Here is a 25,355-nt window from a genome sequence, read left to right as displayed (position 1 = left end):
TTGGCTTTAAGTACAAGCAGCGGCGGGCAACCACAATACATAAACTATGTCTTTTTGGATGTCGGCACCTACTACATCATGATTGATACCTGGCCGTCGCCGAACTGCATCCCGGAATTTGATCTCCAGATTATTCGTCTCTTTCCCGATCCGTGGGGAGTCGACTGTAATTTGCCTCTGTCCATCATAATGACTCCGGAGGATCTTCCCCTCACCATTGGACCGGAGAGTACGACCAGTTCGGAGGACAACTACAATCAGACATGCCTCGGAGTGCATGACAGCGGTGAAGACTTGCTCCTGAAATTCACTCTACCGGATAGCCTGCGGGTGAATATCAGCCTTGACCCGGGAGGAGTTGCGGGAAGCGGATTTGCGCTGAATCTTACCTGCCCGCCGACTTCGGAGTGTTTGGCCAAGGCGGCGGACAGTCTTGGGCAGGAGTACGGAGTAAGGGGAGTGAGTCTTCCGGCAGGGGAGTTTTACATGATGGTGGACACCTGGTCGATGCAAACACCACTGACACAGATGTATATTCACATTGAGGCATATTATCGCTGCGGCGATGCGGATGGGAGTGATGTTGTCAATATCTCGGACGCAGTCTATTTGATCAGTTACGTATTCGCCGGAGGAGCGCCGCCTTGGCCGCTGGAGTCTGGGGATGCCGACGAAAGTGGGATGGTGACGATTTCGGATGCGGTGTATCTAATCAGTCACATTTTTGGCGGTGGACCGGCGCCGTGTGATGGGTAGGGGAAGTATTCTCGCTGTGGAACGATTGCCGGTGTTGAATGTACATAGAGTAATCAAGGAGGGTTCATTGAGATTATCGAGTAACAAAGGGCGTTATCTGACTTCAATCATCATTTTCATCTTCGCGACATTCCCTTTCTTTCTACCGTATTCGCCAGTCTTCGCGCAGACCTACGCCGTGAAGGATTTCCATAGAGTCATTGCGAATTTCCGGCATGGGGACCGACCGGAACTTAATCGAGACAGCGTGCAAGCCTCTTTTATACTTTTATTGGATTCGGTCGGCGGATTCAGATCAACGTCGGCACGTTGCGGAGCCGACTACAGCCTGACCTGGCTCTATGTCCCAGACGAGAGCTTTGAGGAATTCCGCTACTCTAATGACGACATGTACATGAAATCGATGCCGCGACGCGCCTTCTGCATCATGCAGGACGCCTGCGGGTTCGAGACAGGATACAATGTCCTGACCTGCTGGGAATTCGTGGGAAAGGACTCACTCCAATTCGTCGGGCTCGATTTTGGAGAGTACGAGAGCGGTATCGGCCTGACTCGGATTCGCAGGCTCGCCCAACTACCGGACACGACTGTCTTGCTATGCATTGAGAATGTTGGCGCCGACGGTGGCGAAGGCTGGGGTGGAAGCATATTCTTGCGGGAGGTTGCGCCTTGTCAATTCGACAAGTTCTACGAGGAAAGCTGGAGCACCGAGACTCGCCGCTACGTCTATTTTGATTTAGATGGGCTCTATCACGATCAATACCGAGTGACTCGAACCATCGAATTCATGGGAGTGGATCTTTACCGCAAGGGAGTAGACAGTCCGGCACTTCGTCCAGACTCCGCTCGCGCCGACGTAATCGACCTTTGGAACCTCGCCGTGGACTACTTTAAGCTCGACACGGCGCGAATAAGGCGGTAGCCAACCGCTTTTCCATTGTTAATCCCCCTTGATTGACCTATACTCTATATCTAATTATGCAAAGATTTGTTGATTTGTGCGAAATCTTCGTCCGTGCTGGTCACGGCGGACCCGGAAAAATCGGGTTCAGGACGGAAAAATTCATCCCCAAAGGCGGTCCTGACGGCGGCGACGGCGGCAAGGGCGGCGATGTCGTGTTTGTGGTCGATACCAATCTGAACACTCTTCGCGATTTTACCTACCGACTTAAGTACCACGCCGAAGACGGCGCCCAGGGAGAATCGGGTCTTCGCAGTGGTAAGGGCGGTGAGGACTTGCGGATCAAGGTTCCGCCGGGGACTCTGGTACGCGACAAAGAAACGGGCGACCTGATTTGCGATTTGGAAAAGGAAGGGGAGCAGTTCATCGTCTGCAAGGGCGGTATCGGTGGACGGGGAAACGACCATTTCAAGTCGGCGACAAATCAGACGCCGAGACGCGCGGATGCCGGTCGTGCCGGTGACGAACGTCACTTGATTTTGGAACTCAAGTTAGTCGCTGATGTCGGATTGGTCGGATATCCCAATGCCGGGAAATCAACATTTTTGGCGGCGGTTTCGGATGCCAAACCGAAGATTGCTTCGTATCCGTTCACGACTTTGACGCCGAATTTGGGTGTTGTGCGGAGAGATGACTTCCAGACATTTACAGTTGCAGATATTCCGGGAATCATCGAAGGCGCCAGCATGGGCAAGGGGCTGGGATTGCAGTTCTTACGGCATATCCAGCGCGTGCGGGTGCTCTGTTTTATCCTTGATGCATCAGATCCAAACTATGAAGTGCAATTTACTTCGCTGAAGCAGGAGTTGCTTGCCTACGATCCGACTTTGCTCAATCGCTCGGAGTTGGTGTTGTTCAACAAGATTGATGCACTCGACGATGAAGATCGAGCTGATGTTGATGCTGCAATCAATGAAGATATGATTGCGATTTCGGCACTGGAGAAGATAAATATCGATGTGGCTGTCGCCCGTCTTTGGGATAAACTGCTTGAATCGAAGCAGGAGAGTTATGTCGCTGAGGAATGATCCACGATTTTGGTGGTTTGCCCTCAATACTGTGCCGGGAATCGGTGCTGTCCGCTATGTCGCGTTAGTAAAGCACTTCGGCTCACCGCAGGCGGTATTGGAAGCCTCGCCCAAGTCGCTGAACAATGTCGCAGAAATTGGCGACAAAGTCGTTCAAGCTCTCAAGAGCGAGGTTAACGAGGAGCACGCTGAGCAACAGCTTGCCAAACTTGAACACCACAATGCCCGACTAATAACGATACTTGACGAAGACTACCCTGAGCATCTCAAGCGTATCTACGACTCGCCGCCTTTTTTGATCGTAAAAGGCGAGTTCTTGCCGGAAGACCGTCTGGCTGTGGCAATTGTTGGCAGCCGCATGAGCAGCGAGTATGGGCGGCAGGTTACCGAAATGCTTGTCAGGGACTTAAGTAAGCAGGGTCTCACGATTGTCTCTGGTCTTGCGCGTGGTATTGATTCGATAGCGCACCAAACGGCACTCGCAGGTGGCGGACGCACAATCGGCGTGCTAGGTTGCGGGCTGGACGTGATTTATCCGCCGGAGAATAAGAAGCTGTATGAAGAAGTCGCCGGTTCAGGTGCTGTGGTCACCGAGTTTGAATTTGGGACCCGACCGGAGAAGTTTAATTTCCCGGCGCGAAATCGCATAATATCCGGAATTTCGCGAGGTGTAATCGTAATCGAAGCCCGGAAAGGTTCGGGTGCATTGGTGACGGCTCAACATGCCATTGATCAAAACCGCGAGGTTTTCGCAGTCCCGGGGAATATCACATCCGCGCCGTCTCAAGGTGCAAACGAATTGATAAAGCAAGGCGCAATACCCGTCACACAGGCGGCTGACGTGCTTCTGGCTCTCGGTATCGATCCGACATCGCGAGCGGCAGCGAAAGAACGGCCGCGAATCAGTTTGCCCGAGGCTGAACAACTGATATATGATACACTCTCGACGCAGCCGCAACTGGTTGACAGTCTATCGAATTCAGTCCATAGACCGGTTGGCGAGGTCCTGTCATTGTTGCTGAGCTTGGAGATGGCTGGATTGGTGCGGCAGCTTCCGGGAAAACTTTTTCTCCGGACAGTGTAAAAGGATTTGAACTTGGTCTCTAAAACGGTTAAGATAAACAACAAGTTAGGCTTGCATGCGCGTCCCTCCGCCAAAGTGGTGCAGACGGCAACACGATTTAAGTCGGAAATCACCTTGGAGAAAGAAGGGCTTGAAGTTAACGGCAAGTCGATTATGGGCGTAATGATGTTGGCGGCTGAAATGGGCGCCGATATCACGGTCACTGCGACCGGGGAAGACGAAGTAGAAGCTGTCAATACGATGTGCGAAGTAATCGCCTCGAAGTTTGATTAGTTACCGCCGATGATTTGATGCTCTGCCTCGGGCGGAGTCCAAGGTTCAATCGTTACAATGCCATACAAGGACAAACCAGCAGACACAGCGCACGCCAAAGAGATTCGTCTTCGCGGTCTGGTGGCGTCACCCGGAATAGCCATTGGCCGCTGCTTCAAGCACGACAATGCTCCGCACACAATTACTAAACAGCAGATTGAAACCGATCAGATTGACGCCGAAGTCCGGCGTCTGCAGAAAGCTATTGCCTCAGCGCGAGAAGAGCTGGAGCAGATTCACGACGAAGCCGACAGCTCTGTCGGCAATCAGTTGGCCAAGATCTTCGAAGCCCAGTTGTTGATTCTTGACGATAAGGCATTCTTTGATGCAGTGTGTCATGATATCGGCAAGCTGAAGCTAAATGCCGAGTTTATTTACAATCGCCACTTACAAAGAACTTTGACTTCATTGCGGAAGTCACAGGATGCCTATCTCAAAGAAATGGCCAATGATATCAATGCCACTGCGGCAAAGGTATTCGGCTATCTGATTGGTCACCATGTCAATAAGTTGTCCAACACTCAGGGCAAGATAGCTCTGGCGGAAGATTTTTCGCCAGGCGAAGTTGTATTGATGGGTAAGTATCAAGTGCCCGGTTTCGCGACATCATTGGGTGGTCAAACCTCGCACATGACATTGATTGCAAAGTCGCTTTCAATACCCGGCGTTGTGGGAGTCAGCAAGTTGCTTGAAAAGATTCCCGACAATGCCACGACCATCATTGACGGCGAGAACGGCTGGGTGATTGTAAATCCCGAGAAAGCTACGCTCGATGAGTACAAGGAAGAACAGAAGCGTCGTCGTACAGCAATAGCGAAACAACTTCGAGGCATTGGTAAGATTCCCTCGACTACGAGTGATGGCCGCGAAATCGAAGTGTTAGCGAACCTTGAAATTCCCACAGATGTTGATGAAATTCTCGCCAGTAATAAGGTTGGTGTGGGATTGTATCGGACGGAGTTCTTCTATCTGACCAGGATGAAATTCCCGACAGAAGATGAGCAAGCAAAGATCTATGCGAATATTGCCCGTACCTTCTTCCCGAACACGGTTACACTTCGCGTTTATGATCTGGGGTCAGACAAGGTAATCAACGACTATCGTGATTCTGAAGAAGTGAATCCGGCGTTAGGTTGGCGCGGCATTAGACTTGATCTCGATATGCCTGATGTCTTTAAGACACAGATTCGCGCCATTCTGCGAGCTTCGGTGAATAAGAACGTCAAGATCATGCTGCCGATGGTCTCGACGGCAATGGAGTTAGTGAAGGCAAGACGCATAATGCACAGCGCCATGAAAGAACTGCATTCCGAAGGCATTCCTTTCGACGAGAAGATCGATCTTGGCATTATGATTGAGGTTCCGGCGGCAGCACTAATGGCGCAGGAACTGGCGCGACATGTCTGTTTCTTCAGCATCGGCACCAATGATCTTGTACAGTACACTGTGGCCGCCGATCGGGGCAACAAGAAAGTAGCTTCGCTCTATCGGGAACTGCATCCGGCAGTCTTGAAGTTGATAAAGATGACAATTGATGCCGGGACAGCGCACAACATTCCCGTGACCATGTGCGGCGAAATGGCTTCCCGGATTGATGCAATACCGCTTCTGGTTGGACTTGGACTCAATGGATTCTCAGTCGTTCCGCCAAGAGTGGCACGTGTTAAGAAGATGATTGCTGAACTCGACTATTCCGAGTGTCGTACGCTTGCTGACCGACTGATGAAACTGGCGACGACAGAAAAGATCGAGGCGGTTCTACAAAATTGGATTGAAGCTCACGTGAGCAAGGAATTCCTGGAGGACTAAATGGAATTGACTCAGGCGACAATAACAAAGTTCGACCCGACCAACATGTATCAGCGGATATTTGATTTCCCAAGTCAACTTCGCACCGGATTCGATTTGCCGATTAACGGCGATCTGTCCAACTACTCGGCGGGACAATTTAAGAGCATCGTAATCGCCGGAATGGGCGGTTCGGCTATTGGCGGTGACTTTGTCCGGACCTATCTCGCCGACCAGCTCACAGTGCCGCTGTTCATCAACCGCAACTACGGTTTGCCGATGTTTGTCGATTCCAATACTCTGGTGATTGTGTCATCGTACTCAGGCAATACCGAGGAGACAATTGCATCGTTTGAGGAAGCCAAGCGGCGCGGCTGTAAGATTCTTATCGCAACGACTGGCGGCAAGATTGGACAGGCGGCAATTGACGGCAACTATCCGCATGTGACCTTGCCCGGCGGATTCGAACCGCGTGCGGCACTGGGATATTCCTTTGGACCAATCCTGCAACTTATGCAGTCGATGGGTTTCATTCCCAATCAGAACCAGATTGTCGCGGATACTTGCGCATTTCTTGAAGAGAACCGCAAGAAGATGGCAGTTGGTGTGGCCGAGAGCCGAAATGAGGCAAAGAAGCTGGCGAATCTGCTCAAAGATAAGATCGGGATCGTATATGCGGGCGCCGACTACTACGATGTTGCCGCCATTCGTTTCAAGGGTCAGATCTGCGAAAACGGCAAGCATTTGTCGTATGCGAATATCTTCCCCGAGTTCAATCACAACGAGTTAGTTGGATTTGACTATCCGAAGCCGCTGATCAAGAAGCTGCTCGTCCTATTCCTGACCGGTTCAGGCGATTCCAAGGGCGTCACGAATCGCATCAAGGTGGTCGACAAGATCGTTCGAGAGAAAGGCGCTCAAACACAGGTACTGAAAGCCAAGGGTCCGAACCGGCTCGCAGAGATATTCTCGTTGGTGCAATTGGGCGATATGGCGAGCTATTATCTGGCGTTAGTCAACAAAACCGACCCTTCACCCGTACATGTCATTAACCGATTGAAAACGTCTCTGGAGAAAATGCGTTGAATTTTGCCCGGCGCTTTGCGCTCACATTCTTTCTGACTCTGATTCTCTCTGCGAGTGCAATGGCGCAGGATAACCAAGCCCCGGTTGACGAGGGCTGGTTCCGCAGCTATCGATTCAATGCTATTGTATTGATCGTAGTCTTTTCAGCGGCAATCACCTATTACACCAACCGCGCCAAACGCGGTGAAAAGCTGTTTATCCGCAAATTGGCAGGTCTCGATGCAGTCGAAGAAGCTGTCGGGCGTGCCACGGAAATGGGGCGTCCGGTTCTATTCATCCCCGGAATCAATGAAATCGATGTCATGGACACCATTGCCGGGTTGTCAATCCTTGGCCGTGTCGCCAAGATAACGGCACGATACGAAACACCACTGCATGTGCCGGTGCGATATCCGATGGTACTAGCGGCAGCGCAAGAGGTAGTTCAGCAAGCCTACATCGAGGAAGGCAAGGGCGACGCGCAGGATCGAGATGCCGTTCAGTATGTCGCCGGTGAACAGATGGCGTTTACTGCGACGGTTAACGGCTATATGATGCGCGAACGGCCAGCCGCGAATATTTTCATGGGCGCTTTCTATGCAGAGTCGCTTCTGCTTGCCGAGACAGGCAATGCAGCCGGCTCAATCCAAATTGCAGGTACAGCTCAGCCGGAACAACTGCCGTTTTTCATCGCAGCATGTGATTACACGTTGATGGGCGAAGAGCTGTTTGCGGCGTCAGCATATTTGTCGCATGAGCCGATCATGCTCGGCGGACTTAAGGGGCAGGACTGGATGAAGGTGCTGATCATAGCGGCCATCATAACAGGCACGTTGATTACTACTTTCTCAACCGATGTCGAGTGGCTCAATAAATTGTTTGAGGTCAGGTAATGAAGTCAACGATTCCGGTTATAATCGCATTTCTTTCCGGCTTGGCCATGGTTGCCGCGTTTATTCTCAGTCCCGGCAAGTTTGGCGATGTTGGTGGAGAACTGCTTCGCTGGGTTTCGATCATTGCCGGATTTACGCTGCTTCTGGGCGTGATTTCAATTGTTCGGGTTAATATCCGCCCGGTGATGCGTCGCGAAAAAGGTTGGTACAACAAGCTTGCCCTGCTTCTTGCGGTTGCAGCGACAGGTATTCCAGCGGTTCTTCCGGTAAGCTGGTCGCCGATGCTTGGCACCGGCGACAATTCGATATACGACTGGCTGTTTAACAATATGAACGCACCGATGATGTCGACGATGTTTGCCATGCTGGCATTTTACATTGCATCGGCGGCATTTCGGGCTTTCAGGGCTCGCAATACCGAAGCGACAATGCTTCTGGTGACGGCAGTGATTGTCATGCTTTGGCGCGTGCCGATGGGCGAATCGCTATTTGCTTCAATTCATCCAGATCTTCCTCAGGGAATCAACAACTATGTCATGGGCGGTATAAACGTCGCCGTGCAACGCGGAATTATCATTGGTTCGGCGATGGGAGCCGCGACGATGGGACTGCGTATCATGCTGGGAATTGAAAGAACCTATATGGGCGGTAGCAGCAAGTGAGCATTTGGGAAAAGATTGGCAACGTTGATCGCCGATGGATCTATCTTGCCGTGGCGCTCACGGTTATCTTTCCAGTGATATTCCCGCTCAAACTGCCAATGAATGTCACGCCCGAAGCGAGACAACTTTATGATGCCATCGAGGCGCTGCCGGATAGCTGCGTTGTAATGCTGACATTTGACTACTATGCTTCGGCTACGGCAGAAACTCGTCCGGTCTCAATTGCGGCGCTTCATCATCTATTTCGCAAGAACATCAAGGTCGTCACAATGACCACTATTCCGTTGGGTGGGCCGTCGATGGCGAGTGAAGTGACGCGGCTGATGGCAAAGGAGTACAACAAGACTTATGGTGTTGATTATGTCAATCTCGGGTACAAAGCCAACTATACGGCAGTCTTATTAGGAATGGGCACATCCATCGAAGGCATTTATCCCACGGACCAATACGGGACACATTTGGCGGAGCTACCTTTGATGCAACGTGTGAAGAATTACGAGGATATTTCGTTCATTTTCATCGTTGCCGACAATGGCATAGTTGATAACTGGATTTCAATTGTCAACGCGCAGTTTAACAAGCCGATGGGCGCAGGTGTGACCGCAGTTATGGCGCCGAAGTTCTACAGCTATTTGCAGGCAAATCAGATGATCGGCCTCCTTGGCGGCATGAAAGGCGCGGCCGAATACGAAATGTTGGTCAACAAACCTTCGATGGCTGTTAGCGGTATGAACTCGCAATCATTAGTGCATCTGTTGATAATTGGATTCGTTGTGCTTGGAAATGTGGCTTTCTTTGCCGCTCGCAGACGGAAAGGAACCTCCGAGTAATGGAAACGTTTGGACTTTGGGTAGCCGGGTTTCTCACTCTGGCGATATTCTCCTTCCTTTATAAGGACAACCCGTTCTATCGTTTGGCAGAGCACATCTTTGCGGGCCTTTCAGCAGGGTATTATCTCGGTCTAATCTGGCAGTCGGTTATCATTCAGCAATTGGCGGATCCGATCAGCCAAAATTGGGCAGGAATCTTCTCTGGAGAAAACAGCGGCACTCACACGATGCAAGTGGTATTCCTGGTTATCGCCGGGCTGCTTGGCGTCATGATATTTGCCCGGCTTTTCCCGAAGATGTCGTGGGTCTCCAGGTATCCACTTGCGTTTGTGATGGGAAACACTGCGGGCATTTATTTGACTTCAGAACTGCACGGCCGGTTGATTGCCCAGGTGGCATCGACCTTTGTTGATCTCAGCGGGCCGATCGATATGATCATCTTAAACTCGATCATCGTTGTTGGTGTATTGTCAACCTTGATATATTTCTACTTCTCGAAAGAGCACACCGGCGCGTTAGGCGCGACCGCCAGAGTCGGCATCTGGTTTATCATGATTGCCTTCGGTGCGCATTTTGGTTACACTGTAATGGGTCGCATCAGTCTGTTGATTGGACGCATCCAGTTCATCTTCATCGACTGGTTCAAAGTGGTATCTTAGGGACGAGTAGGAACATTGAAGGTCATAATTCCCGTCGCCGGCGAGGGCACGCGCCTGCGCCCGCACACATTTACAACACCCAAAGCGCTTCTCCAAATTGCCGGCAAACCGATACTCGGACATATCATTGATCAGATCATTGATCTCGATATCAGCGAGTTGATTTTTGTTACCGGCCCGCAAGGTCATAAGATCGAAAAATTTGTTCGTGACACTTATACGATCAAGACTACCTTCGTCGAGCAGCGCACGCTTTACGGGTTGGGGTATGCTGTTCATATCGGGCTCGTTTCAACAGAAGAAGACGTACTTATAATCCTGGGCGACACTATAGTTGAGATCGACTGGAAGAAGATGATTGGCACTGGGCGCAATTGTTTGGCTGTGAAAGAGGTTGCCAATCCTCGAGCGTTTGGAGTCGTTGAAACAGACGGTGATCGGATCGTCCGACTGGTGGAGAAGCCTCAGAATCCGCCGACAAATCTGGCAGTGGTCGGTGTATACTATATTCGCGATGTGAAAGCGTTTCACCAGTGTACGACCGAAATTATCGACCGGGGGATTAGAACTCACGGAGAGATTCAATTGACCGACGCCTTCGATTTGCTCTTGAAAAAAGGATCGGCATTGCACACATTTCCAACTCTCGGCTGGTACGACTGTGGTCGAAAAGAGACTATGCTTGAGACGAATCGATTCATACTTGACCGCCAGCAGGCAAGCGCAGAACGCGCTGGCAGCACGATTATTCCGCCGGTGTTCATTGCAGAAGACGCGGTCATAACGAAATCGACAATCGGACCGTATGTTTCGATTGGCAAGGGTTGCACTATCAGCAATTCGACAATCAAAGATTCAATTCTTGCCGAAAGTGTCAGCGTCGAATGGTCGGTAATAAACAACTCCATGATTGGCAGTAACGTGAGTTTGAAGTCAATCTCAGGAGTATTCAATCTCGGCGATCAATCGGCTGTAGCCGGCAAAACCAACCCAGCAAACTAATCGGTCGTTTCGGCGACATCACAAATAGAGGAATGGAGCATGAGTACAAACAGATTCCTTTTTACGTCGGAATCGGTCACCGAAGGGCATCCAGATAAGCTCTCGGACCAGATCTCTGACGGCGTTCTCGATGACCTGCTTGCGCAAGATCCGAAGAGCCGCGTGGCTTGCGAGACATTTGTAACGGTAGGTTTGGTTGTCGTCGGCGGTGAAATCACTACAACAGGATTCGTGGACATTCAACGATTGGTGCGCAAAATCATCAAAGAGATTGGCTACACCAAACCGTCATACGGGTTTTCCTATGATTCTTGCGCGATCCTGAATGCCATCGGTTCGCAATCGCCCGATATTGCACAAGGTGTCGATATTGGCGGCGCCGGAGATCAGGGTCTGATGACCGGGTTTGCCTGCGACGAGACCCCCGAACTGATGCCGTTGCCGATTATGCTTTCCCACAAGATCAGCCGGAAATTGGCTGAAGTCCGTAAGAACAGCTCGCTGCCGTATCTCGGACCGGATGGAAAATCGCAAGTAACAATCGAATATGACAATGGCAAACCGGCTCGTTGTGAGGCGATAGTTGTGTCGTCGCAGCATGATGAGTCAATCCTTGACTCGACCGGCAAGAAAATCACAGACAAATCCCGCAACGAGATCATTGATGCTGTGGTCCGCACCGTTGTTCCCAAGGAAATGATCGATGACAAGACCAAGCTCTATGTCAATCCAACAGGTAAGTTTGTCATTGGCGGTCCTCAGTCCGATACCGGTATGACCGGTCGAAAGATTATCGTCGATACGTACGGAGGCATGGCTTCACATGGCGGCGGCGCGTTCTCGGGCAAGGATCCGACCAAGGTCGATCGCTCGGCGGCATACATGGCACGATACATTGCCAAGAACATTGTAGCCTCCGGTATCGCCCGCAAGTGCACGGTGCAGTTGGCTTATGCGATTGGTGTTGCAGAACCGGTATCGATCATGGTCTTCACAGATAAGACTTCGGAAGTCTCCGATGATCGTTTGATCGAGCTGATTCGCAAGCATTTTGCACTGACACCGCAGGGGATTATCGACATGCTGCAGCTACGTCGGCCGATTTATCGAATGACTGCAGCGTACGGGCACTTCGGGCGAACAGAACCAGAGTTCACCTGGGAGAAGACTGATAAAGCTGCGGCACTTAAGAAAGACGCGTAAGTAAATTGCAGTCGCAAGAGCTCCAAGCCTCGAAAAAAGGGTTTGAGAGTTGAGCGATCTTAACAATACACGAGGAGATGAAATTGAAGAAATACGATGTCAAAGATCTCAAACTGGCAGATGAAGGTCGCCGCCGCATCGAGTGGGCGTCCAACTTCATGCCGGTTTGCAAGCTGATTGAAGAGCGTTTCAAGAAGGAAAAGCCGCTGAAGGGCATGAAGCTGGCCGCTTGTCTGCATGTCACAACGGAAACAGCGAATTTGATGCGCGTTCTCAAAACCGGCGGTGCGCAAATAAGCCTGTGTGCTTCTAATCCGCTTTCGACTCAAGATGACGTAGCCGCAAACTTGGTGAAAGACCACGGCATCAGCGTCTACGCCATCTGCGGTATCGACAAGAAGGGCTATTACAAGCATATCAATGCGTCGCTTGACCAGTCGCCGCACATGACGATGGACGACGGCGCCGATCTGGTTAGTGTTCTGCACTCGGATCGCCGCGCTTTGCTTAAGGGCGTCATCGGCGGCACAGAAGAAACGACTACGGGTGTGATTCGCTTGCGTGCCATGGCCGAGAAGAAAGTACTGCAGTATCCGATAGTTGCAGTGAATGACTCTCAGACCAAGCATCTATTCGATAATCGCTATGGCACTGGCCAGTCCACTTTGGACGGTATTATCCGCGCCACCAATTTCCTGATTGCCGGCGCCAGAGTTGTTGTTGCCGGTTATGGCTGGTGCGGTCGCGGAGTTGCGATGCGCGCCAAAGGCCTCGGCGCTGATGTTATCGTTACCGAAATTGATGAGATCAAAGCGATTGAAGCGGTGATGGATGGATTCCGTGTCATGCCGATGTCACAGGCTGCGCCACTGGGAGATATCTTTGTAACCTTGACCGGCAATATTCATGTGATTCGACCGGAGCATTTTGCTAAGATGAAAAACGGCGCGATCGTAGCTAATAGCGGTCACTTCAACGTCGAGCTTGATCTTGACGGACTCGCTAAGATGTCGAAGAAACGCCGCATGGTGCGCAACCTCGTTGAGGAGTTCACGCTGAAGTCTGGACGCAAGATCAACATTCTTGGCGAGGGCCGACTGATCAATCTCGCGGCTGCCGAAGGGCATCCGGCGATGGTGATGGATATGTCATTTGCCAACCAGGCGCTGGCTGCTGAATACATTTGCAAGAACTACAAGAAGCTGGGTAAGGTAGTTCTATCTCTGCCAAAGAAGCTCGATCAGCAGGTTGCGGCACTGAAGCTCAAGTCGATGGGCGTGCCGATTGACAGACTGACTGAAGAGCAGAAGAAATATCTCGCCAGTTGGGAAATGGGTACCTAAGATCAATTGATGGAGTAGGACAGACAGCAATGTCTGTCCTACCTTGTCAGTGTTGAACCGGAATATCATGAAACCGTCTGCGTCCTCTGAGACTCTCGAAAAACTGGTCAACCGCCTTTCACGCATGCCCGGTATCGGCCGCAAATCAGCGCAGAGGCTTGCGTTCTATATTCTGAAATTGCCAAAAGAAGACTCGGATGATTTGGCTCGTCTGATCACCGATGTCAAGATCAAGGTCAAGGAGTGTTCGGTTTGCTGTAACCTCACCGACAGCGACCCATGTCGAATCTGCACTGATACTCACCGCGATCAGACTCGTGTCTGTGTTGTTGAAGAGGCAGGCGACCTGATTGCGTTGGAAAGGGGTGAAGCATACAAGGGAGTCTATCACGTTCTTGGCGGCGTGCTATCCCCGCTGGACGGTATCGGCCCTGATGACCTCAAGATTCGCCAGCTTTTGACCAGAATGCAGGGCACGATCTCGGAAGTTATACTTGCTACCAGTCCAAACACCGAAGGCGAAGCAACTGCCATATATGTCGCCAAGTTGATACACCCGCTGGGAATCAAGGTAACTCGAATCGCACGCGGATTACCTATGGGTACGGATCTTCAATTTGCCGACAGTCAGACCCTCGCCAAGGCTCTTGAAGGGCGCGTCGATTTCTAGCAAATGCGGTGCGACCGGGTTACGATCACCCAGGCATTAATTAGGATGAGAAATTGTAATACAGTTAAGCTCTTGATATTCGCCGCAATAGTCGCAATCATGACTATTTCCTGCCACAACGATCCGCTTCGACCTACGGATACTACACGTCCAGCACGAGTATCCGACTTGAGTCTCGATAGTGTTCTATCGGGAATGGTATACTTCTCGTGGACAGCATCTGGCGATGATGGGGTAGATGGGAAGGCGCGTTACTATGACTTGCGCTCGGCTGGCGATTCAAGCACAATTCTCAACTGGGGCGGGGCAATTCAGGTTCAAGGCGAGCCGCTGCCGTCGGTAAACGGAACGCATGAGCAAGCAGCGATTGTCCACACTTTCACACTGCCTAGATATTTTGCGCTCAAAGTTTCCGATGAAGCAACGAACACCTCGCCAATCTCGAACATTGTTCAATTGACTCAATAGCAAAAGAAGAGGCAGGTAACAAACGTCACCTGCCTTCTATCTGGAATCGCAGTCTCGCGACTGTGAATGATCGACTCAGTTAACCCTTGGTCGCGTCTTTCGCCGGGGTCTTCTCGTGGATACCCTTCGGGTTCTTGACTGCCTTGTCAAAATCAAAACCTTTGAAGGTCGGTGATTTCTCATTGTGGCACTTAACGCAGACTTCCTTCTTCGGCTCAATCAGGCCACTGGCCAACGAGAGGGCCTTGTCCTTCATGATCTTCTGTGACTTGTAAACCGAACCCGGGCCGTGGCAGGATTCGCAGCCAACGCCGGTAATCAGCACGCCATCAGCGCCTTTGCCGGTAGAGTGACAGGCAACGCATTCTTCCTTCTTCTGCTCTTCGGGCTTAAGAACATCCCAGGCCTTGGCATGGGCTGTTGTCAGCCATGAAGTATGCTCGATCTTGTGGCACATCTTGCACTTGGCATCGCCAACATAATCAAACTTCTTAGCATCGGCCTTCGGGGTGTCGACCTTGGCGGAATCCTGTGCCATCAGTCCATTCAGCATCAATGCGAATGCGGCGACGATCATTATCGCCAACACTGTCAATTTTTTGTTCATTTGTATCCTCCTCAAGATGTTTATATGATCATCTTAATCATTATACATTCAATCTTCGTTATCGACGAAGATATTCACCATATTTACGTTGTCAAGGGAATAAACTACTAAAAGAGAAGCCTTTGAGTCGATTTTCTGTAACTCATTGGAATTAAACATGTTGCTTGGATGGATTTTTCCGACAATTTCGTCGGAAAATAGCGTCTGCAAGATAAAAAATTCACAAACTACACAGAATTAGTCTACATATCGTGATTTTGCTGGCCGTGTTTAAGTTATCTTTTTAGTTGATTTCGATTTGAGGAAAACGTAGGTTTTGCCTTAATTTTGGACGGGTATCTCATGCCCGTGGTTTTTGAGTTGGAGAATTGACTTTCCATGGAGGGATAAGTTGAGACTGTCTCTTCCGGGACTTTTGAATTAAACCTAATTTGGGAGGTACTCACCTTGCGAAAAGCAATAATTTTGTTCACACTGCTCGCCCTGATTATCGGGTGTGCAGTTCCAGCAATGGCTTACGATCAGACCGGAAGACTTGGTCTTGGCTATCGCTTTGGATTCCACACTGTTATGAAGGATCCGTGGAGTCTGAAGACGATGCATGGCGGCGAAGCGAAATTCGTCGTTCACAAGAATTGGGCGATTGGGCTTACCGGAACCTATGGTAGAACCGGCGAAGCCGTTCTTGATGTCAACGATGGCGGGCTTCCGATTTATCGTGAACCGGCTGAAGGCGAATTTGGCGCCAAGCTCTATAACTACATTCTCGAACTTGGACCGACCTTTAATGCCACCCCAGACGACAAGTGGAATCTGTTCCTGACTGCAGGTATCGGTATTGGATATTGGTCAGTAAAGCAGGGCGATGATGTCGTCAAGGTTACCGATCTGAATGGTAATACCTTTGATCTCAAGGATCAGCGTTTCGCGATGATGATCGGCGGCGGCGTTGAATACTTCCTGATCAACAATTTCTCCGTGGGCGGAGCGCTGCGTTACCACATCTTCTCAGACGTGTTGTCGAATTTCAAGGACAACGAAGCACGTGAAGGTTACAAAGACGCACTCGACATCCACAGCGGCCTTCTCGAAGGCGGCCTTCTTGCTACTGCCTATTTCGGCAAGTGCAAGGACGACGACAAAGACGGCGTTTGCAACGACGACGACAAGTGCCCGGATACACCGGCCAAGTGCGTGGTTGACGAAAACGGTTGCCCGATCGATACCGACGGTGACGGCGTTTGCGACGGCCGCGACAAGTGCCCGGATACTCCGAAGTGCGCTACGGTCGATTTGAACGGCTGCCCGCTTGACACCGACAAAGACGGCGTCTGGGATGGTTGCGACAAGTGCCCGGATACACCGGCTGACTGCAAAGTTGACGCCGACGGTTGCCCGCTCGATAGCGACAAAGACGGCGTTTGGGATTGCCGCGACAAGTGCCCGGATACACCGGTTTGCTGTAAGGTAGATGCCAACGGCTGCCCGCTTGATTCCGACAACGACGGCGTTTGCGACGGTTGCGACAAGTGCCCGGGTACCCCGGCTGGACTCGCTGTCAATGCCGACGGTTGTCCGAAGGACTTCGCCTATCCGGAACGCGAACTAATCTTGAGAGAGGTTCAGTTCGTAGTGAATACTTGGACCCTTACCGAAAAGGCCAAGACGGCACTTGCGGAAGTTGCCAAGTCCCTTGCGGCGTTCCCGCACGTTCAGCTTGAAGTTCAGGGTCACACCGATTCTTCCGGCAAAGCCGAATGGAACGACACGCTGGCTCAGCGCCGCGCCGAAGCCGTTCGCGAAAACCTGATCAGCAACGGAATCGAAGCGTCCCGCTTGACCGCAAAGGGTTATGGATCGACCAAGCCGAAGTATGACAATGCTACGGCTGAGGGTCGCGCCCAGAACCGTCGCGTCGAACTGGTACGCCTGAACGACTAAGTCGATTAGTACATTCTGACGGCAGGACAATTTCTGCCGTCACTGCAAATAAGAAAGCGTCCCGGCCTCGCCGGGGCGCTTTTGATTTTGGGGTCAGAGTGGTTTTCGGAGTCCAAATTCAGTTACGAACTGACCAGTTATCTTTCATTTGAAAATGGTCGAGATGAAATTCCTGAAGTTGCGTGAATCTCAGTGCTATGGTGTTTCGATCGTTCGGATCACCCTGGCGGGGTTGCCGGCGGCGATGGAATTGGCAGGGATTGACTTGGTGACGACCGAACCGGCGCCGATGACGGAATTCTTGCCGATCGTCACACCCTTGAGGATTATGCAGCGAGTACCGATCCAAACACCATCTTCAATGATGATGGGACGAGGGACGCCTTCGCCCCCACCGATCGAGTGATAGTCGCTCTCAAGGAAGATAACGTCCCACGAGATTGCCACCTGACTACCTATTGTGACTTTGTGTCCGCAGTGGATTTCAGTGCGATCGCCGATGGCGGTGCGTTCGCCGATGGCAATTTCCGGCGTGGTGCCTTGAGGGGCTGCCTCAAAGTCGAAAATAACATCGGGATGCAATGTAACGCGAGGGCCAATCGTGATTCGGCCAACTGGGTGCTTGATCTTCACTTTGCCATAGACCTTGAAGCGGCCAAGGGCGTTGACGCGCCGTCTAAGCAAAAGACCTCGGAGATATCCGAGAGCTTTGCGAATCTGCATTGAAATCACAGCGATTGAATCCGTTCGTTTCGTGTAGCCAATCGTGTCTTAGTAACAGCGATCTTGAAAATTGCATCGGCGTCGCCCGTCGGCAACATAAAACTAAGGCACACGAATAGTATCGGATTCTCACCAGATTCTTGCACTGCTTGAGCAAAGATGGATAGTCGGTATAATGGGCGAGTTTATCGGATTTCGCTGCGAATGACGAGCTTCAGCCCCGACCAAGTTTCGTCAACGGCGCAGACCTTGACGTCGACCAGACCAAGCGGCAAAGCAACTTCACGAATTGTGTCTTCAGTTATGTCAGTCTGGACCTTCGAAGATTTCTTGGGCCATGATATCCAGATCATTCCATCGCGAGCCATTTTGTTCATCAGACCGGGGAGCAAGGCGGCCAGTCGCGGTTTTTGGGTCACGAAACAGTGAACGTAGTCAACACCTGAAGCGCGTGACTCGACCAATGTCACTCCTTTCGGCAATGGACCGAGTAATTCGGCAAGGTGAGCAGGTTCATTGATGAAACGAACCTTGGCTTTTTCCTTGATTCCCAGCTTCTGAAGAAGCGGTGTGGCAGAGTATCCTGCGGTCATTAGCTTGCCTCCGGTTGTTGCGAGAAGAGTTTCAGCCCGATAATGCCGGCGACGATCAGAGCAATGCAAACGATCTTGCCGAATTCGCGGGATTCACCGAGCCGTGCTATGCCGAGAGTCGATGTACCGGCGGCGCCAATGCCGGTCCAAATTGCGTATCCCACTCCAACAGGAATCGACTTCAATGCCTGCGAAAGCAGAAAGAAGCTCAAAATCATGCCCGCGATTGTCCCTGCGCTGTGCCACAGTCGACTGAAGCCATCTGTATATTTCAAGCCAATCGCCCAAGCGATTTCAGTAACTCCGGCGATGACAAGGTAGAACCATGCCATTATCTATCCTCCTACTCCATGATGTAGAGAAGATGCCCTCTTTAGCAAGCTGAATCTGGAGAGTGGGGGAGGTTTAGAACGGCGAGAATCCAGCGCCGGACCAGTATTCGGACTTAAGTTCTTCCTGTTGCTTGAGTAACGCCTGGTAGTGTCCCGATTCCCATTGGGCAAGTTCGGTGAACAATTTCCGAGCATCGGGGTCGTGCGACTCGGCGGCGTGCTTTTGATAGAAAGCAGTGGCGTCGCGTTCGAGCTGAATGCCGACTGCAAGCGCTGTCATCTCAAAGTGAGCTTCGCGGATGCGTGACTTGATGCTGTCAGTGAAGATTGGAGAGCTGAGGCCAAGGTCTGTTCGAGTTCCGAGGTGCGCTGTTGGACTTAGTTTGCCGGTAGTGACTACAGCATCATAATGTTCTTTGAGAAAATGCAGGTGATCCATCTCTTCACGCGCCAGGAGTTCGAACACGATTTTACCTTTGGGATCCTGTGTGTCGTGAGCCGCCATCATGTAGAAACTGTGCCCTTCACGTTCCGCCATAGCGGCTTGACGCAGAGCTTCGGCTAATACTTTTGAATCGTTCTGCATTTCAATCTCCTTGGCATTTGCCGGCAAATCTTGGTCGTCGGTCGCAGTGTCAAACATGAAAATACGGATACTGTTATCGCTAATCAAGCGCCATTTCTCACTCGTGTTCGACCGTTGGCGAATAAATTCGTGCCATTCGCGCAGTGCTCTTGGACGATGGCGCAGTAATCTCGTAGTAAGCGCTAAAGCATCAACTTACAAGGAGAAACGAATATGAACCGTTCATCGCTAACTCTGATTCTGTCAGCCGCCATCGCAATTGCGACGCTGTTCTCGGGGGCTCGTGCACAGACAACGTTCACGCGAATAACGAATACGGCTAACCCGGTAGTAGGAGACACAACAGTAACCACGTATACCGGAACTGCGTTTGTCGATATGGACAATGATGGTCTTCTCGACCTCATAGTAGTTGACCCAAACAGAACAAAATTATATCGCAACACGGGTGGCGGGAATTTCGTGCGGATCACCGGAACGGCCATCAATATGGAGAATTTGCTGGCATTGGGAACTACCTGGGCAGACTACGACAATGACGGCGATCTCGATTGCTTTCTGGCAGGTACCAACAATGGCGCACTCTATCGTAACAACGGGTCGTTCTCCTTTACACGGATTCCCAATGCCGACATGGGGACGACCGATATGCGCGGTTGGAGCCCGGCATGGGGCGATTACGACAATGACGGTGATGTCGATTTGGTGATTACATTTCCCACCGGTTTTGTTGGAGGAACACAACGTTCAAACCGCATGCTGCGTAATGGCGGGGCGCCAAATTATCACTTCAGCGTCGTAGATACAGGAGTGATCGTGACTGGACTGAATCCATACACTTCCGGGAACTGGTCGGACTATGATCTCGATGGCGATCTGGATTTGTTCATTGGCAGCGGCCCGGCCATCGCAACACCCGGATTGGATGATCTTTACAAGAATCGATTGGTCGAAAGTGGTGTGCCTGGATTTGAGCGCATAACTGTTGCTCCAATCGCTACCGACTTAGGCGACGGCCAGGTTTGGAACTGGATCGACATCGAAAACGATGGTGACCTTGATGCCTATCGCACCAATTGGGGCGGATCCAATCCAACGGCGCGTGCAAACGATCTCTATAAGAACGAAGGCGGCACGTATGTCGAACAGACCTTCGGTCCGATTGTTGAGGATGAAAAGGTATCCCTTTCAGCGGTCTGGCAGGATTTTGATAATGACGGCGACATCGATTGCTTTGTAGCGAACATCGGATCGAATTCCTATTACCGCAATAACGGTGATGGTACGTTTACGGCAGAGACGACCGGTGATCATGTTAACACCAACGAACAATCGACTGGTGCGACCTCGGGCGACTATGATAACGATGGTGATGTCGACATCTTCGTCGTCGGTACCGGCGCCAATAAGCGAATATTGCTGCGCAATGACTATGCGGGATCGAATGGTTGGCTGCGGATCAAACTGGTAGGGCAAGTTTCAAACCGCGCTGCAATTGGCGCAAAAGTGTTTGCCTATGCCGTAATCAATGGCACGCCTGTTCAGCAGATTCGCGAGATCTCGGCGCAGAATACGTTCTTGGGACACAGCGCGCTCGAGGCATACTTTGGATTTGGAAATGCGGCAATTCTCGATTCATTAAGAATTGAGTGGCCATCCGGCATCATGTTCGACACGACCAATGTCAGCCTCAATCAGGTGCTGCAATTCACGGAACAGTGTGCCGACGCAGATGGGGATGGAGTTACTTGTCTTGACAACTGCCCAAGTGTATCGAATTCAGCACAGACCGATACAGATGGAGACTTGCTTGGTGACGCTTGTGACAACTGCGCTTCAGTTGCCAACTTCGATCAGATCGATACCGATCTTGATGGACTCGGCGATGCCTGCGACAATTGCGATACTACCGCGAACCTCGACCAAGTTGATGTCGACAGTGATGGAGTTGGAGATGTTTGCGACAATTGCCCGAATCATGCAAATGCTGGCCAGGCTGATAGCAATAACAATGGCGTTGGTGATGCTTGTGATTATGTCTGCGGAGATGCAGACGGGTCCTCGAGTGTTACGATTTCAGATGCGGTGCTCTTGATCGGCTACATTTTCTCAGGAGGACCCGCGCCTTCGCCACTCGTTGCCGGTGATGCGGACTGCTCCGGTTCGGTGACGATTTCGGATGCCGTCTACTTGATTAGCTACATTTTTGGCGGTGGAGCTGCTCCGTGTGCAAGTTGCTCGTGATTAGGCTACAGATTTCGTGATCGGTTGCGTTGATGACGCGGGGAACAGTAGATTGATGTGCTGTGTGACTGACCACGGGAAATTGCCTCGTCAGCAAGATGGCCTTAGGCATTTCTGGTGCTGAAACGTATTTAATAAGCAAGATGAGTAAAATGAACCGCTCCATGACCACACGTGATGCATCAGCTATCGGTACACAGCAAAAGGTATTCTGTGTCGAGGCACTGAAGCTCTATCGTAATCTGATCCCTTCGGCTTCGTTTAGAATACTCGCTTACATTGGACTCTGGACAGTGATTGCTGCTGCTTCGGCGATTCATTGGTGGTTCTACCCGCAGGGAATCTATCCATACACTTGGTGGGAGCTTTTCGGAGTCAAAGCGGCGGTTTGGTATGCCTGGGGCTTGCTGACGCCATTGATTTTGTGGCTTGGTGCGCGATTTCGAATTGAATCGCAATTGCAGGTCCAACGATCGGCCATATTGCTTGCCGGTGGATTGGTCACTACCGGCTTGTATCTTGTGACATACACGCTATTGATACTATGGCTGACGTCTCAACAGCCGCAAGAGGGACAATTTGAGTCGATGCTGGCATTTGTAATCTCCCGGCATTCGACCTATTACTTTCTTGCATTTTGGGCAGTGATCGCGATTGAACATGTCGTCGCATACTACCACCGATATCTGGAGCGAGAGAGATTAACGGCACAACTGCAGGCACAGCTTGCAGAAGCTCAACTTGAACGGCTGAAGAACCAGTTGCAGCCGCATTTTCTGTTCAATGCGCTCAACACTGTTTCATCGATGGTGTTGAGTGATAAGAAATCGGAAGCGTACGACACACTGGCGGATTTGGCCGAGCTGTTGAGAATCAGTCTCGACCGCGACCAGTCGGAAATAGTGTCACTCCAAGAAGAAATGGAGTTTTCTAGACTCTATGTCAGTGTCATGGCGCGGCGGTTCCCTGATCAACTTTCTGTAGATTGGCAAATTGATCCAGATGCTCTTGATGCCGCCGTTCCAAATATGATTCTGCAGCCCTTGATCGAGAACGCTATAAAACATGGCGTAGGTGGCGACGACAAGAAGCACATCGTGACAATTAGTGCCAAAGTTGATGGCATGCTCGTGCACTTTTCGGTAGTCAATCCCGTCGGCAAAATCACACCGGATGCACTGCCGACAGGTCATGGTATCGGGCTGACTCACGCGGTTCAGCGGCTTCAATATCATTATGGTGCAAACCATGAGTTCAAAGTTGATTCGAATTCAGAACACTTCAGTGTAAGTATCGCGATTCCATACACGAAACACCAAACTGCGAGATCACTTGGCGACCGGGACCAGAAAACAATTGCGCGCAGTCGTCATTGATGACGAACGACCGGCACGCGAACTGATATTGCGACTGCTCGGAGACGAGCAGGATATTGTCGTTATCGGAGAGTGTTCCGACGGACGCGAAGCGGTTAATGTGTTGCAGAACGAGAGGCCCGATTTAGTGTTCCTTGATATTCAGATGCCACACTTTGACGGATTTGAAGTCTTGAAGCAACTCACTCCGCGGCAATTCCCGCTCGTAATCTTTGTAACAGCGTACGACCAATATGCCGTAAAGGCATTTGACTATCACGCATTCGATTACCTGCTCAAGCCATTCAGGCGCGAGCGATTTCATGAAGCACTTGAACGTGTTCGGAAGCACTACGCAACCGGACGTGCTCAAGAGAATTTCAGGCGTTTTCGAGATTTGCTCGAGCATTGGGAATCGCCTGGTATCAGCCAAGTCGCCGGTGGTCCGGCGGCAGACTACCTGCACCGCGTATTTGTCCGCACTGGAAAGGCGTCAGCTTCCTTGGAAGTAAATGCTATCGACTGGATCAAGTCAGTAGATCACTTCGTTGAGTTGCACAGCCATTCTCGGTCATACCTTGTGTACTATGCAATCAGCGATTTCGAACGAAAGCTCAATCCGGCACAGTTTCTTCGCATTCACCGGACGACGATAGTCAATGTCGGTGCCGTGAAGGAGTTTCGTATCGACGAGAGCGGCGCTTGTTCTGTGCTGCTGCGGGATGGCAGTATTCTTCGCGTCAGCAGAAGCCGAAAGCGGCAGCTTCAAATGAAACTAAAGAATCTTTCGTCGCAGAAGTGATCTACAATACTCACTAATGCAGTTTGCGCTCAAAGCGGGCATTCCGTAGATTTCGTCTCATGCAACGGGAGAATCCACGCACGGCACGACGAGCGGCCATTTTGGTAGCCGCGCTAAGCTCATTCATCGGACCATTTATGGGGGCGTCGGTAATTGTCGCGCTCCCGGCGATTGGAGAAGAGTTCACGATGGGCGCCGTGCTATTGGGTTGGATAAACACCGCGTACCTGTTGGCTGCCGCGACGTTTCTGATACCATTCGGACGACTCGGAGATATTTACGGACGCAAACGCATCTTTTCGGCGGGGGTGATCCTGCTTCTCGCGTCATCTGTCCTCCTTGCAACATCGTCTTCAGCAACAACGATAATCTTGTTCCGGGTGCTGCAGGGGTTTGCCTCATCGATGATCTTCGCTACGGGATTGCCGATCCTGATGTCGGTGGTACCGCCAGCTGAGCGCGGGAAAGCTATTGGCTTGACAGTCGCTGCCGTTTATCTCGGACTGTCGACTGGGCCCTTTGTCGGGGGATTCATCACACAACAACTGGGATGGCGTTTCATTTTTTGGCTCAATGTGCCGTTGTGTATATTGCTGCTTACCGTGACGACACTTCTCCTCAAAGGTGATTGGCTGGCGGAAGAGCGCACCAAGTTTGATATTCGCGGTGCGGCAATTCTTGCAACTGGTCTACTTTTGACGATGTACGGATTCACAACTATGCCATCATATCTTGCCGGTGTGCTGGTTGTCCTGGGAGTAGCGGCACTGTATTTCTTCGTTAAATATGAACAAGTTGCAGCGAGCCCGTTGGTAGAAGTATCGCTGTTTCGCGATAATCCGACTTTTGCGTTTTCCAACTTGGCTGCGCTCATCAACTATGCGGCGACATTTGCCGTTGGATTTGTTCTAAGTCTGTATCTCCAAAAAGTTCGTGGTCTCATGCCGCAAGCTGCGGGAACAATTCTCGTGGCACAGCCGATCATTCAGGCTGTCTTCTCTCCATTGGCGGGGCGATTGTCCGACAAGATTGAGCCGCGGACATTGGCATCATGGGGGATGGCGGTGATTTGTGTCGGTCTTCTGATGCTGACAGTAGTGAGTCTGACCACGCCGATAGTCTACATCGTCGCGTGTCTGGTATTGCTCGGGTTCGGGTTTGCCTTGTTCTCGTCACCAAACACAAATGCGATCATGAGTTCGGTCAGCCGAAACGACTACGGATTTGCCGGCGCCACGGTAAGCGCGATGCGACAGATCGGTATGATGTTCTCGATGGCGGTCGTCACGGTGACGATGACGCTTTTCATTGGATCGTCAGAGATACTAGCGGCAAATGCCGAGAGATTTGTCGTCAGTTGCCGCTATGCATTTGCGATCTTTGCGTTGATGTGCTTCGGGGGCATATTTGCCTCGCTCGCTCGCGGCAAAATGGAAAGACCCTAATCT

At 51.1% G+C, this 25,355-nt stretch carries 26 protein-coding genes; 21 read left to right on the top strand and 5 right to left on the bottom strand.

The window, feature by feature from the left end; genetic code table 11:
* The 16 genes from IPH59_07030 to IPH59_06955 all read left to right on the top strand — a co-directional run bounded on the left by IPH59_07030 (position 1) and on the right by IPH59_06955 (position 14,724).
* On the top strand, positions 1 to 756 hold the full coding sequence (locus IPH59_07030) for a dockerin type I repeat-containing protein (protein ID MBK7091459.1): 756 nt from the start codon (positions 1 to 3) through the stop codon (positions 754 to 756).
* Positions 757 to 823: 67 nt separating this feature from the next.
* A complete protein-coding gene (locus IPH59_07025) occupies positions 824 to 1,678 on the top strand; it encodes a hypothetical protein (protein MBK7091458.1) in 855 nt (284 codons plus the stop codon).
* 56 nt (positions 1,679 to 1,734) lie between these two features.
* Complete coding sequence (gene obgE / locus IPH59_07020; GenBank protein MBK7091457.1) at positions 1,735 to 2,745, top strand: GTPase ObgE; 1,011 nt, start codon at positions 1,735 to 1,737, stop codon at positions 2,743 to 2,745.
* The gene (dprA, locus tag IPH59_07015) at positions 2,729 to 3,829 is read left to right on the top strand and encodes a DNA-protecting protein DprA (protein MBK7091456.1); all 1,101 of its coding nucleotides are present in this window, start codon (positions 2,729 to 2,731) and stop codon (positions 3,827 to 3,829) included. The genes obgE and dprA overlap by 17 nt, the downstream gene beginning before the upstream one ends.
* A gap of 12 nt (positions 3,830 to 3,841) precedes the next feature.
* Positions 3,842 to 4,102 (top strand): HPr family phosphocarrier protein, encoded by a 261-nt coding sequence (locus IPH59_07010; GenBank protein ID MBK7091455.1) that lies wholly within the window; start codon positions 3,842 to 3,844, stop codon positions 4,100 to 4,102.
* Between the two features lie 57 nt (positions 4,103 to 4,159).
* On the top strand, positions 4,160 to 5,950 hold the full coding sequence (gene ptsP / locus IPH59_07005; GenBank protein ID MBK7091454.1) for a phosphoenolpyruvate--protein phosphotransferase: 1,791 nt from the start codon (positions 4,160 to 4,162) through the stop codon (positions 5,948 to 5,950).
* On the top strand, positions 5,951 to 7,015 hold the full coding sequence (locus tag IPH59_07000; protein ID MBK7091453.1) for a bifunctional phosphoglucose/phosphomannose isomerase: 1,065 nt from the start codon (positions 5,951 to 5,953) through the stop codon (positions 7,013 to 7,015).
* Positions 7,012 to 7,887, top strand: coding sequence for a hypothetical protein (locus tag IPH59_06995; GenBank protein MBK7091452.1), 876 nt, complete (start codon positions 7,012 to 7,014; stop codon positions 7,885 to 7,887). Before IPH59_07000 ends, IPH59_06995 begins: the two co-directional genes overlap by 4 nt.
* Positions 7,887 to 8,549, top strand: coding sequence for a hypothetical protein (locus IPH59_06990; protein MBK7091451.1), 663 nt, complete (start codon positions 7,887 to 7,889; stop codon positions 8,547 to 8,549). Before IPH59_06995 ends, IPH59_06990 begins: the two co-directional genes overlap by 1 nt.
* Entirely contained in the window at positions 8,546 to 9,379 is an 834-nt protein-coding gene (locus IPH59_06985; protein ID MBK7091450.1) for a hypothetical protein, read from the top strand. Before IPH59_06990 ends, IPH59_06985 begins: the two co-directional genes overlap by 4 nt.
* Positions 9,379 to 10,038 (top strand): hypothetical protein, encoded by a 660-nt coding sequence (locus IPH59_06980; protein MBK7091449.1) that lies wholly within the window; start codon positions 9,379 to 9,381, stop codon positions 10,036 to 10,038. Before IPH59_06985 ends, IPH59_06980 begins: the two co-directional genes overlap by 1 nt.
* A gap of 15 nt (positions 10,039 to 10,053) precedes the next feature.
* The gene (locus IPH59_06975) at positions 10,054 to 11,040 is read left to right on the top strand and encodes an NTP transferase domain-containing protein (GenBank protein MBK7091448.1); all 987 of its coding nucleotides are present in this window, start codon (positions 10,054 to 10,056) and stop codon (positions 11,038 to 11,040) included.
* Positions 11,041 to 11,079: 39 nt separating this feature from the next.
* The gene (locus IPH59_06970) at positions 11,080 to 12,243 is read left to right on the top strand and encodes a methionine adenosyltransferase (GenBank protein ID MBK7091447.1); all 1,164 of its coding nucleotides are present in this window, start codon (positions 11,080 to 11,082) and stop codon (positions 12,241 to 12,243) included.
* Between the two features lie 77 nt (positions 12,244 to 12,320).
* Entirely contained in the window at positions 12,321 to 13,586 is a 1,266-nt protein-coding gene (locus tag IPH59_06965; GenBank protein MBK7091446.1) for an adenosylhomocysteinase, read from the top strand.
* 67 nt (positions 13,587 to 13,653) lie between these two features.
* Positions 13,654 to 14,256 carry a recombination protein RecR gene (gene recR / locus IPH59_06960; protein MBK7091445.1) on the top strand — a complete coding sequence of 201 codons (603 nt, stop codon included), beginning with the start codon at positions 13,654 to 13,656 and terminating at the stop codon, positions 14,254 to 14,256.
* Positions 14,257 to 14,301: 45 nt separating this feature from the next.
* Complete coding sequence (locus tag IPH59_06955; protein MBK7091444.1) at positions 14,302 to 14,724, top strand: hypothetical protein; 423 nt, start codon at positions 14,302 to 14,304, stop codon at positions 14,722 to 14,724.
* A gap of 79 nt (positions 14,725 to 14,803) precedes the next feature.
* On the opposite strand, the gene IPH59_06950 is transcribed toward IPH59_06955, so the two are convergent.
* On the bottom strand, positions 14,804 to 15,331 hold the full coding sequence (locus IPH59_06950; GenBank protein ID MBK7091443.1) for a cytochrome c family protein: 528 nt from the start codon (positions 15,329 to 15,331) through the stop codon (positions 14,804 to 14,806).
* A gap of 447 nt (positions 15,332 to 15,778) precedes the next feature.
* On the opposite strand from IPH59_06950, the gene IPH59_06945 reads away from it, so the two are divergent.
* The gene (locus tag IPH59_06945) at positions 15,779 to 17,272 is read left to right on the top strand and encodes an OmpA family protein (protein ID MBK7091442.1); all 1,494 of its coding nucleotides are present in this window, start codon (positions 15,779 to 15,781) and stop codon (positions 17,270 to 17,272) included.
* Between the two features lie 195 nt (positions 17,273 to 17,467).
* Here IPH59_06945 and IPH59_06940 read toward each other — a convergent pair whose 3' ends face one another.
* The 4 genes from IPH59_06940 to IPH59_06925 all read right to left on the bottom strand — a co-directional run bounded on the left by IPH59_06940 (position 17,468) and on the right by IPH59_06925 (position 19,593).
* A complete protein-coding gene (locus IPH59_06940; GenBank protein ID MBK7091441.1) occupies positions 17,468 to 17,995 on the bottom strand; it encodes an acyltransferase in 528 nt (175 codons plus the stop codon).
* Positions 17,996 to 18,180: 185 nt separating this feature from the next.
* On the bottom strand, positions 18,181 to 18,588 hold the full coding sequence (locus IPH59_06935; protein ID MBK7091440.1) for a DUF3052 family protein: 408 nt from the start codon (positions 18,586 to 18,588) through the stop codon (positions 18,181 to 18,183).
* On the bottom strand, positions 18,588 to 18,920 hold the full coding sequence (locus IPH59_06930) for a multidrug efflux SMR transporter (GenBank protein ID MBK7091439.1): 333 nt from the start codon (positions 18,918 to 18,920) through the stop codon (positions 18,588 to 18,590). Before IPH59_06930 ends, IPH59_06935 begins: the two co-directional genes overlap by 1 nt.
* A gap of 73 nt (positions 18,921 to 18,993) precedes the next feature.
* A complete protein-coding gene (locus IPH59_06925) occupies positions 18,994 to 19,593 on the bottom strand; it encodes a ferritin family protein (GenBank protein MBK7091438.1) in 600 nt (199 codons plus the stop codon).
* 126 nt (positions 19,594 to 19,719) lie between these two features.
* Here IPH59_06925 and IPH59_06920 point away from each other — a divergent pair, with 126 nt between their 5' ends.
* From IPH59_06920 to IPH59_06905, 4 genes are all read left to right on the top strand, one after another.
* Positions 19,720 to 21,750 (top strand): VCBS repeat-containing protein, encoded by a 2,031-nt coding sequence (locus tag IPH59_06920; protein MBK7091437.1) that lies wholly within the window; start codon positions 19,720 to 19,722, stop codon positions 21,748 to 21,750.
* 152 nt (positions 21,751 to 21,902) lie between these two features.
* Positions 21,903 to 23,126, top strand: coding sequence for a histidine kinase (locus IPH59_06915; GenBank protein MBK7091436.1), 1,224 nt, complete (start codon positions 21,903 to 21,905; stop codon positions 23,124 to 23,126).
* Entirely contained in the window at positions 23,107 to 23,907 is an 801-nt protein-coding gene (locus IPH59_06910) for a response regulator (protein MBK7091435.1), read from the top strand. The genes IPH59_06915 and IPH59_06910 overlap by 20 nt, the downstream gene beginning before the upstream one ends.
* A gap of 59 nt (positions 23,908 to 23,966) precedes the next feature.
* Complete coding sequence (locus tag IPH59_06905) at positions 23,967 to 25,352, top strand: MFS transporter (protein MBK7091434.1); 1,386 nt, start codon at positions 23,967 to 23,969, stop codon at positions 25,350 to 25,352.
* Positions 25,353 to 25,355: the final 3 nt, after the last annotated feature.

This window comes from bacterium (genome assembly GCA_016708315.1).
In the GTDB taxonomy this organism is placed as follows: domain Bacteria; phylum Zixibacteria; class MSB-5A5; order CAIYYT01; family CAIYYT01; genus JADJGC01.
The sequence above is the reverse complement of the archived record's forward strand: the minus strand, read 5'-3'. Positions and strand labels throughout refer to the sequence as shown.

What these genes read in the sequence shown, in the direction of transcription:
- obgE (MBK7091457.1), top strand. Translation starts at nt 1,735, where the DNA reads ATGCAAAGATTTGTTGATTTGTGCGAAATCTTCGTCCGTGCTGGTCAC.
- dprA (MBK7091456.1), top strand. Translation starts at nt 2,729, where the DNA reads ATGTCGCTGAGGAATGATCCACGATTTTGGTGGTTTGCCCTCAATACT.
- ptsP (MBK7091454.1), top strand. Translation starts at nt 4,160, where the DNA reads ATGCCATACAAGGACAAACCAGCAGACACAGCGCACGCCAAAGAGATT.
- IPH59_07000 (MBK7091453.1), top strand. Translation starts at nt 5,951, where the DNA reads ATGGAATTGACTCAGGCGACAATAACAAAGTTCGACCCGACCAACATG.
- IPH59_06990 (MBK7091451.1), top strand. Translation starts at nt 7,887, where the DNA reads ATGAAGTCAACGATTCCGGTTATAATCGCATTTCTTTCCGGCTTGGCC.
- IPH59_06980 (MBK7091449.1), top strand. Translation starts at nt 9,379, where the DNA reads ATGGAAACGTTTGGACTTTGGGTAGCCGGGTTTCTCACTCTGGCGATA.
- IPH59_06970 (MBK7091447.1), top strand. Translation starts at nt 11,080, where the DNA reads ATGAGTACAAACAGATTCCTTTTTACGTCGGAATCGGTCACCGAAGGG.
- IPH59_06965 (MBK7091446.1), top strand. Translation starts at nt 12,321, where the DNA reads ATGAAATTGAAGAAATACGATGTCAAAGATCTCAAACTGGCAGATGAA.
- recR (MBK7091445.1), top strand. Translation starts at nt 13,654, where the DNA reads ATGAAACCGTCTGCGTCCTCTGAGACTCTCGAAAAACTGGTCAACCGC.
- IPH59_06955 (MBK7091444.1), top strand. Translation starts at nt 14,302, where the DNA reads ATGAGAAATTGTAATACAGTTAAGCTCTTGATATTCGCCGCAATAGTC.
- IPH59_06950 (MBK7091443.1), bottom strand. Translation starts at nt 15,331, where the DNA reads ATGAACAAAAAATTGACAGTGTTGGCGATAATGATCGTCGCCGCATTC.
- IPH59_06940 (MBK7091441.1), bottom strand. Translation starts at nt 17,995, where the DNA reads ATGCAGATTCGCAAAGCTCTCGGATATCTCCGAGGTCTTTTGCTTAGA.
- IPH59_06935 (MBK7091440.1), bottom strand. Translation starts at nt 18,588, where the DNA reads ATGACCGCAGGATACTCTGCCACACCGCTTCTTCAGAAGCTGGGAATC.
- IPH59_06930 (MBK7091439.1), bottom strand. Translation starts at nt 18,920, where the DNA reads ATGGCATGGTTCTACCTTGTCATCGCCGGAGTTACTGAAATCGCTTGG.
- IPH59_06920 (MBK7091437.1), top strand. Translation starts at nt 19,720, where the DNA reads ATGAACCGTTCATCGCTAACTCTGATTCTGTCAGCCGCCATCGCAATT.
- IPH59_06915 (MBK7091436.1), top strand. Translation starts at nt 21,903, where the DNA reads ATGAACCGCTCCATGACCACACGTGATGCATCAGCTATCGGTACACAG.
- IPH59_06905 (MBK7091434.1), top strand. Translation starts at nt 23,967, where the DNA reads ATGCAACGGGAGAATCCACGCACGGCACGACGAGCGGCCATTTTGGTA.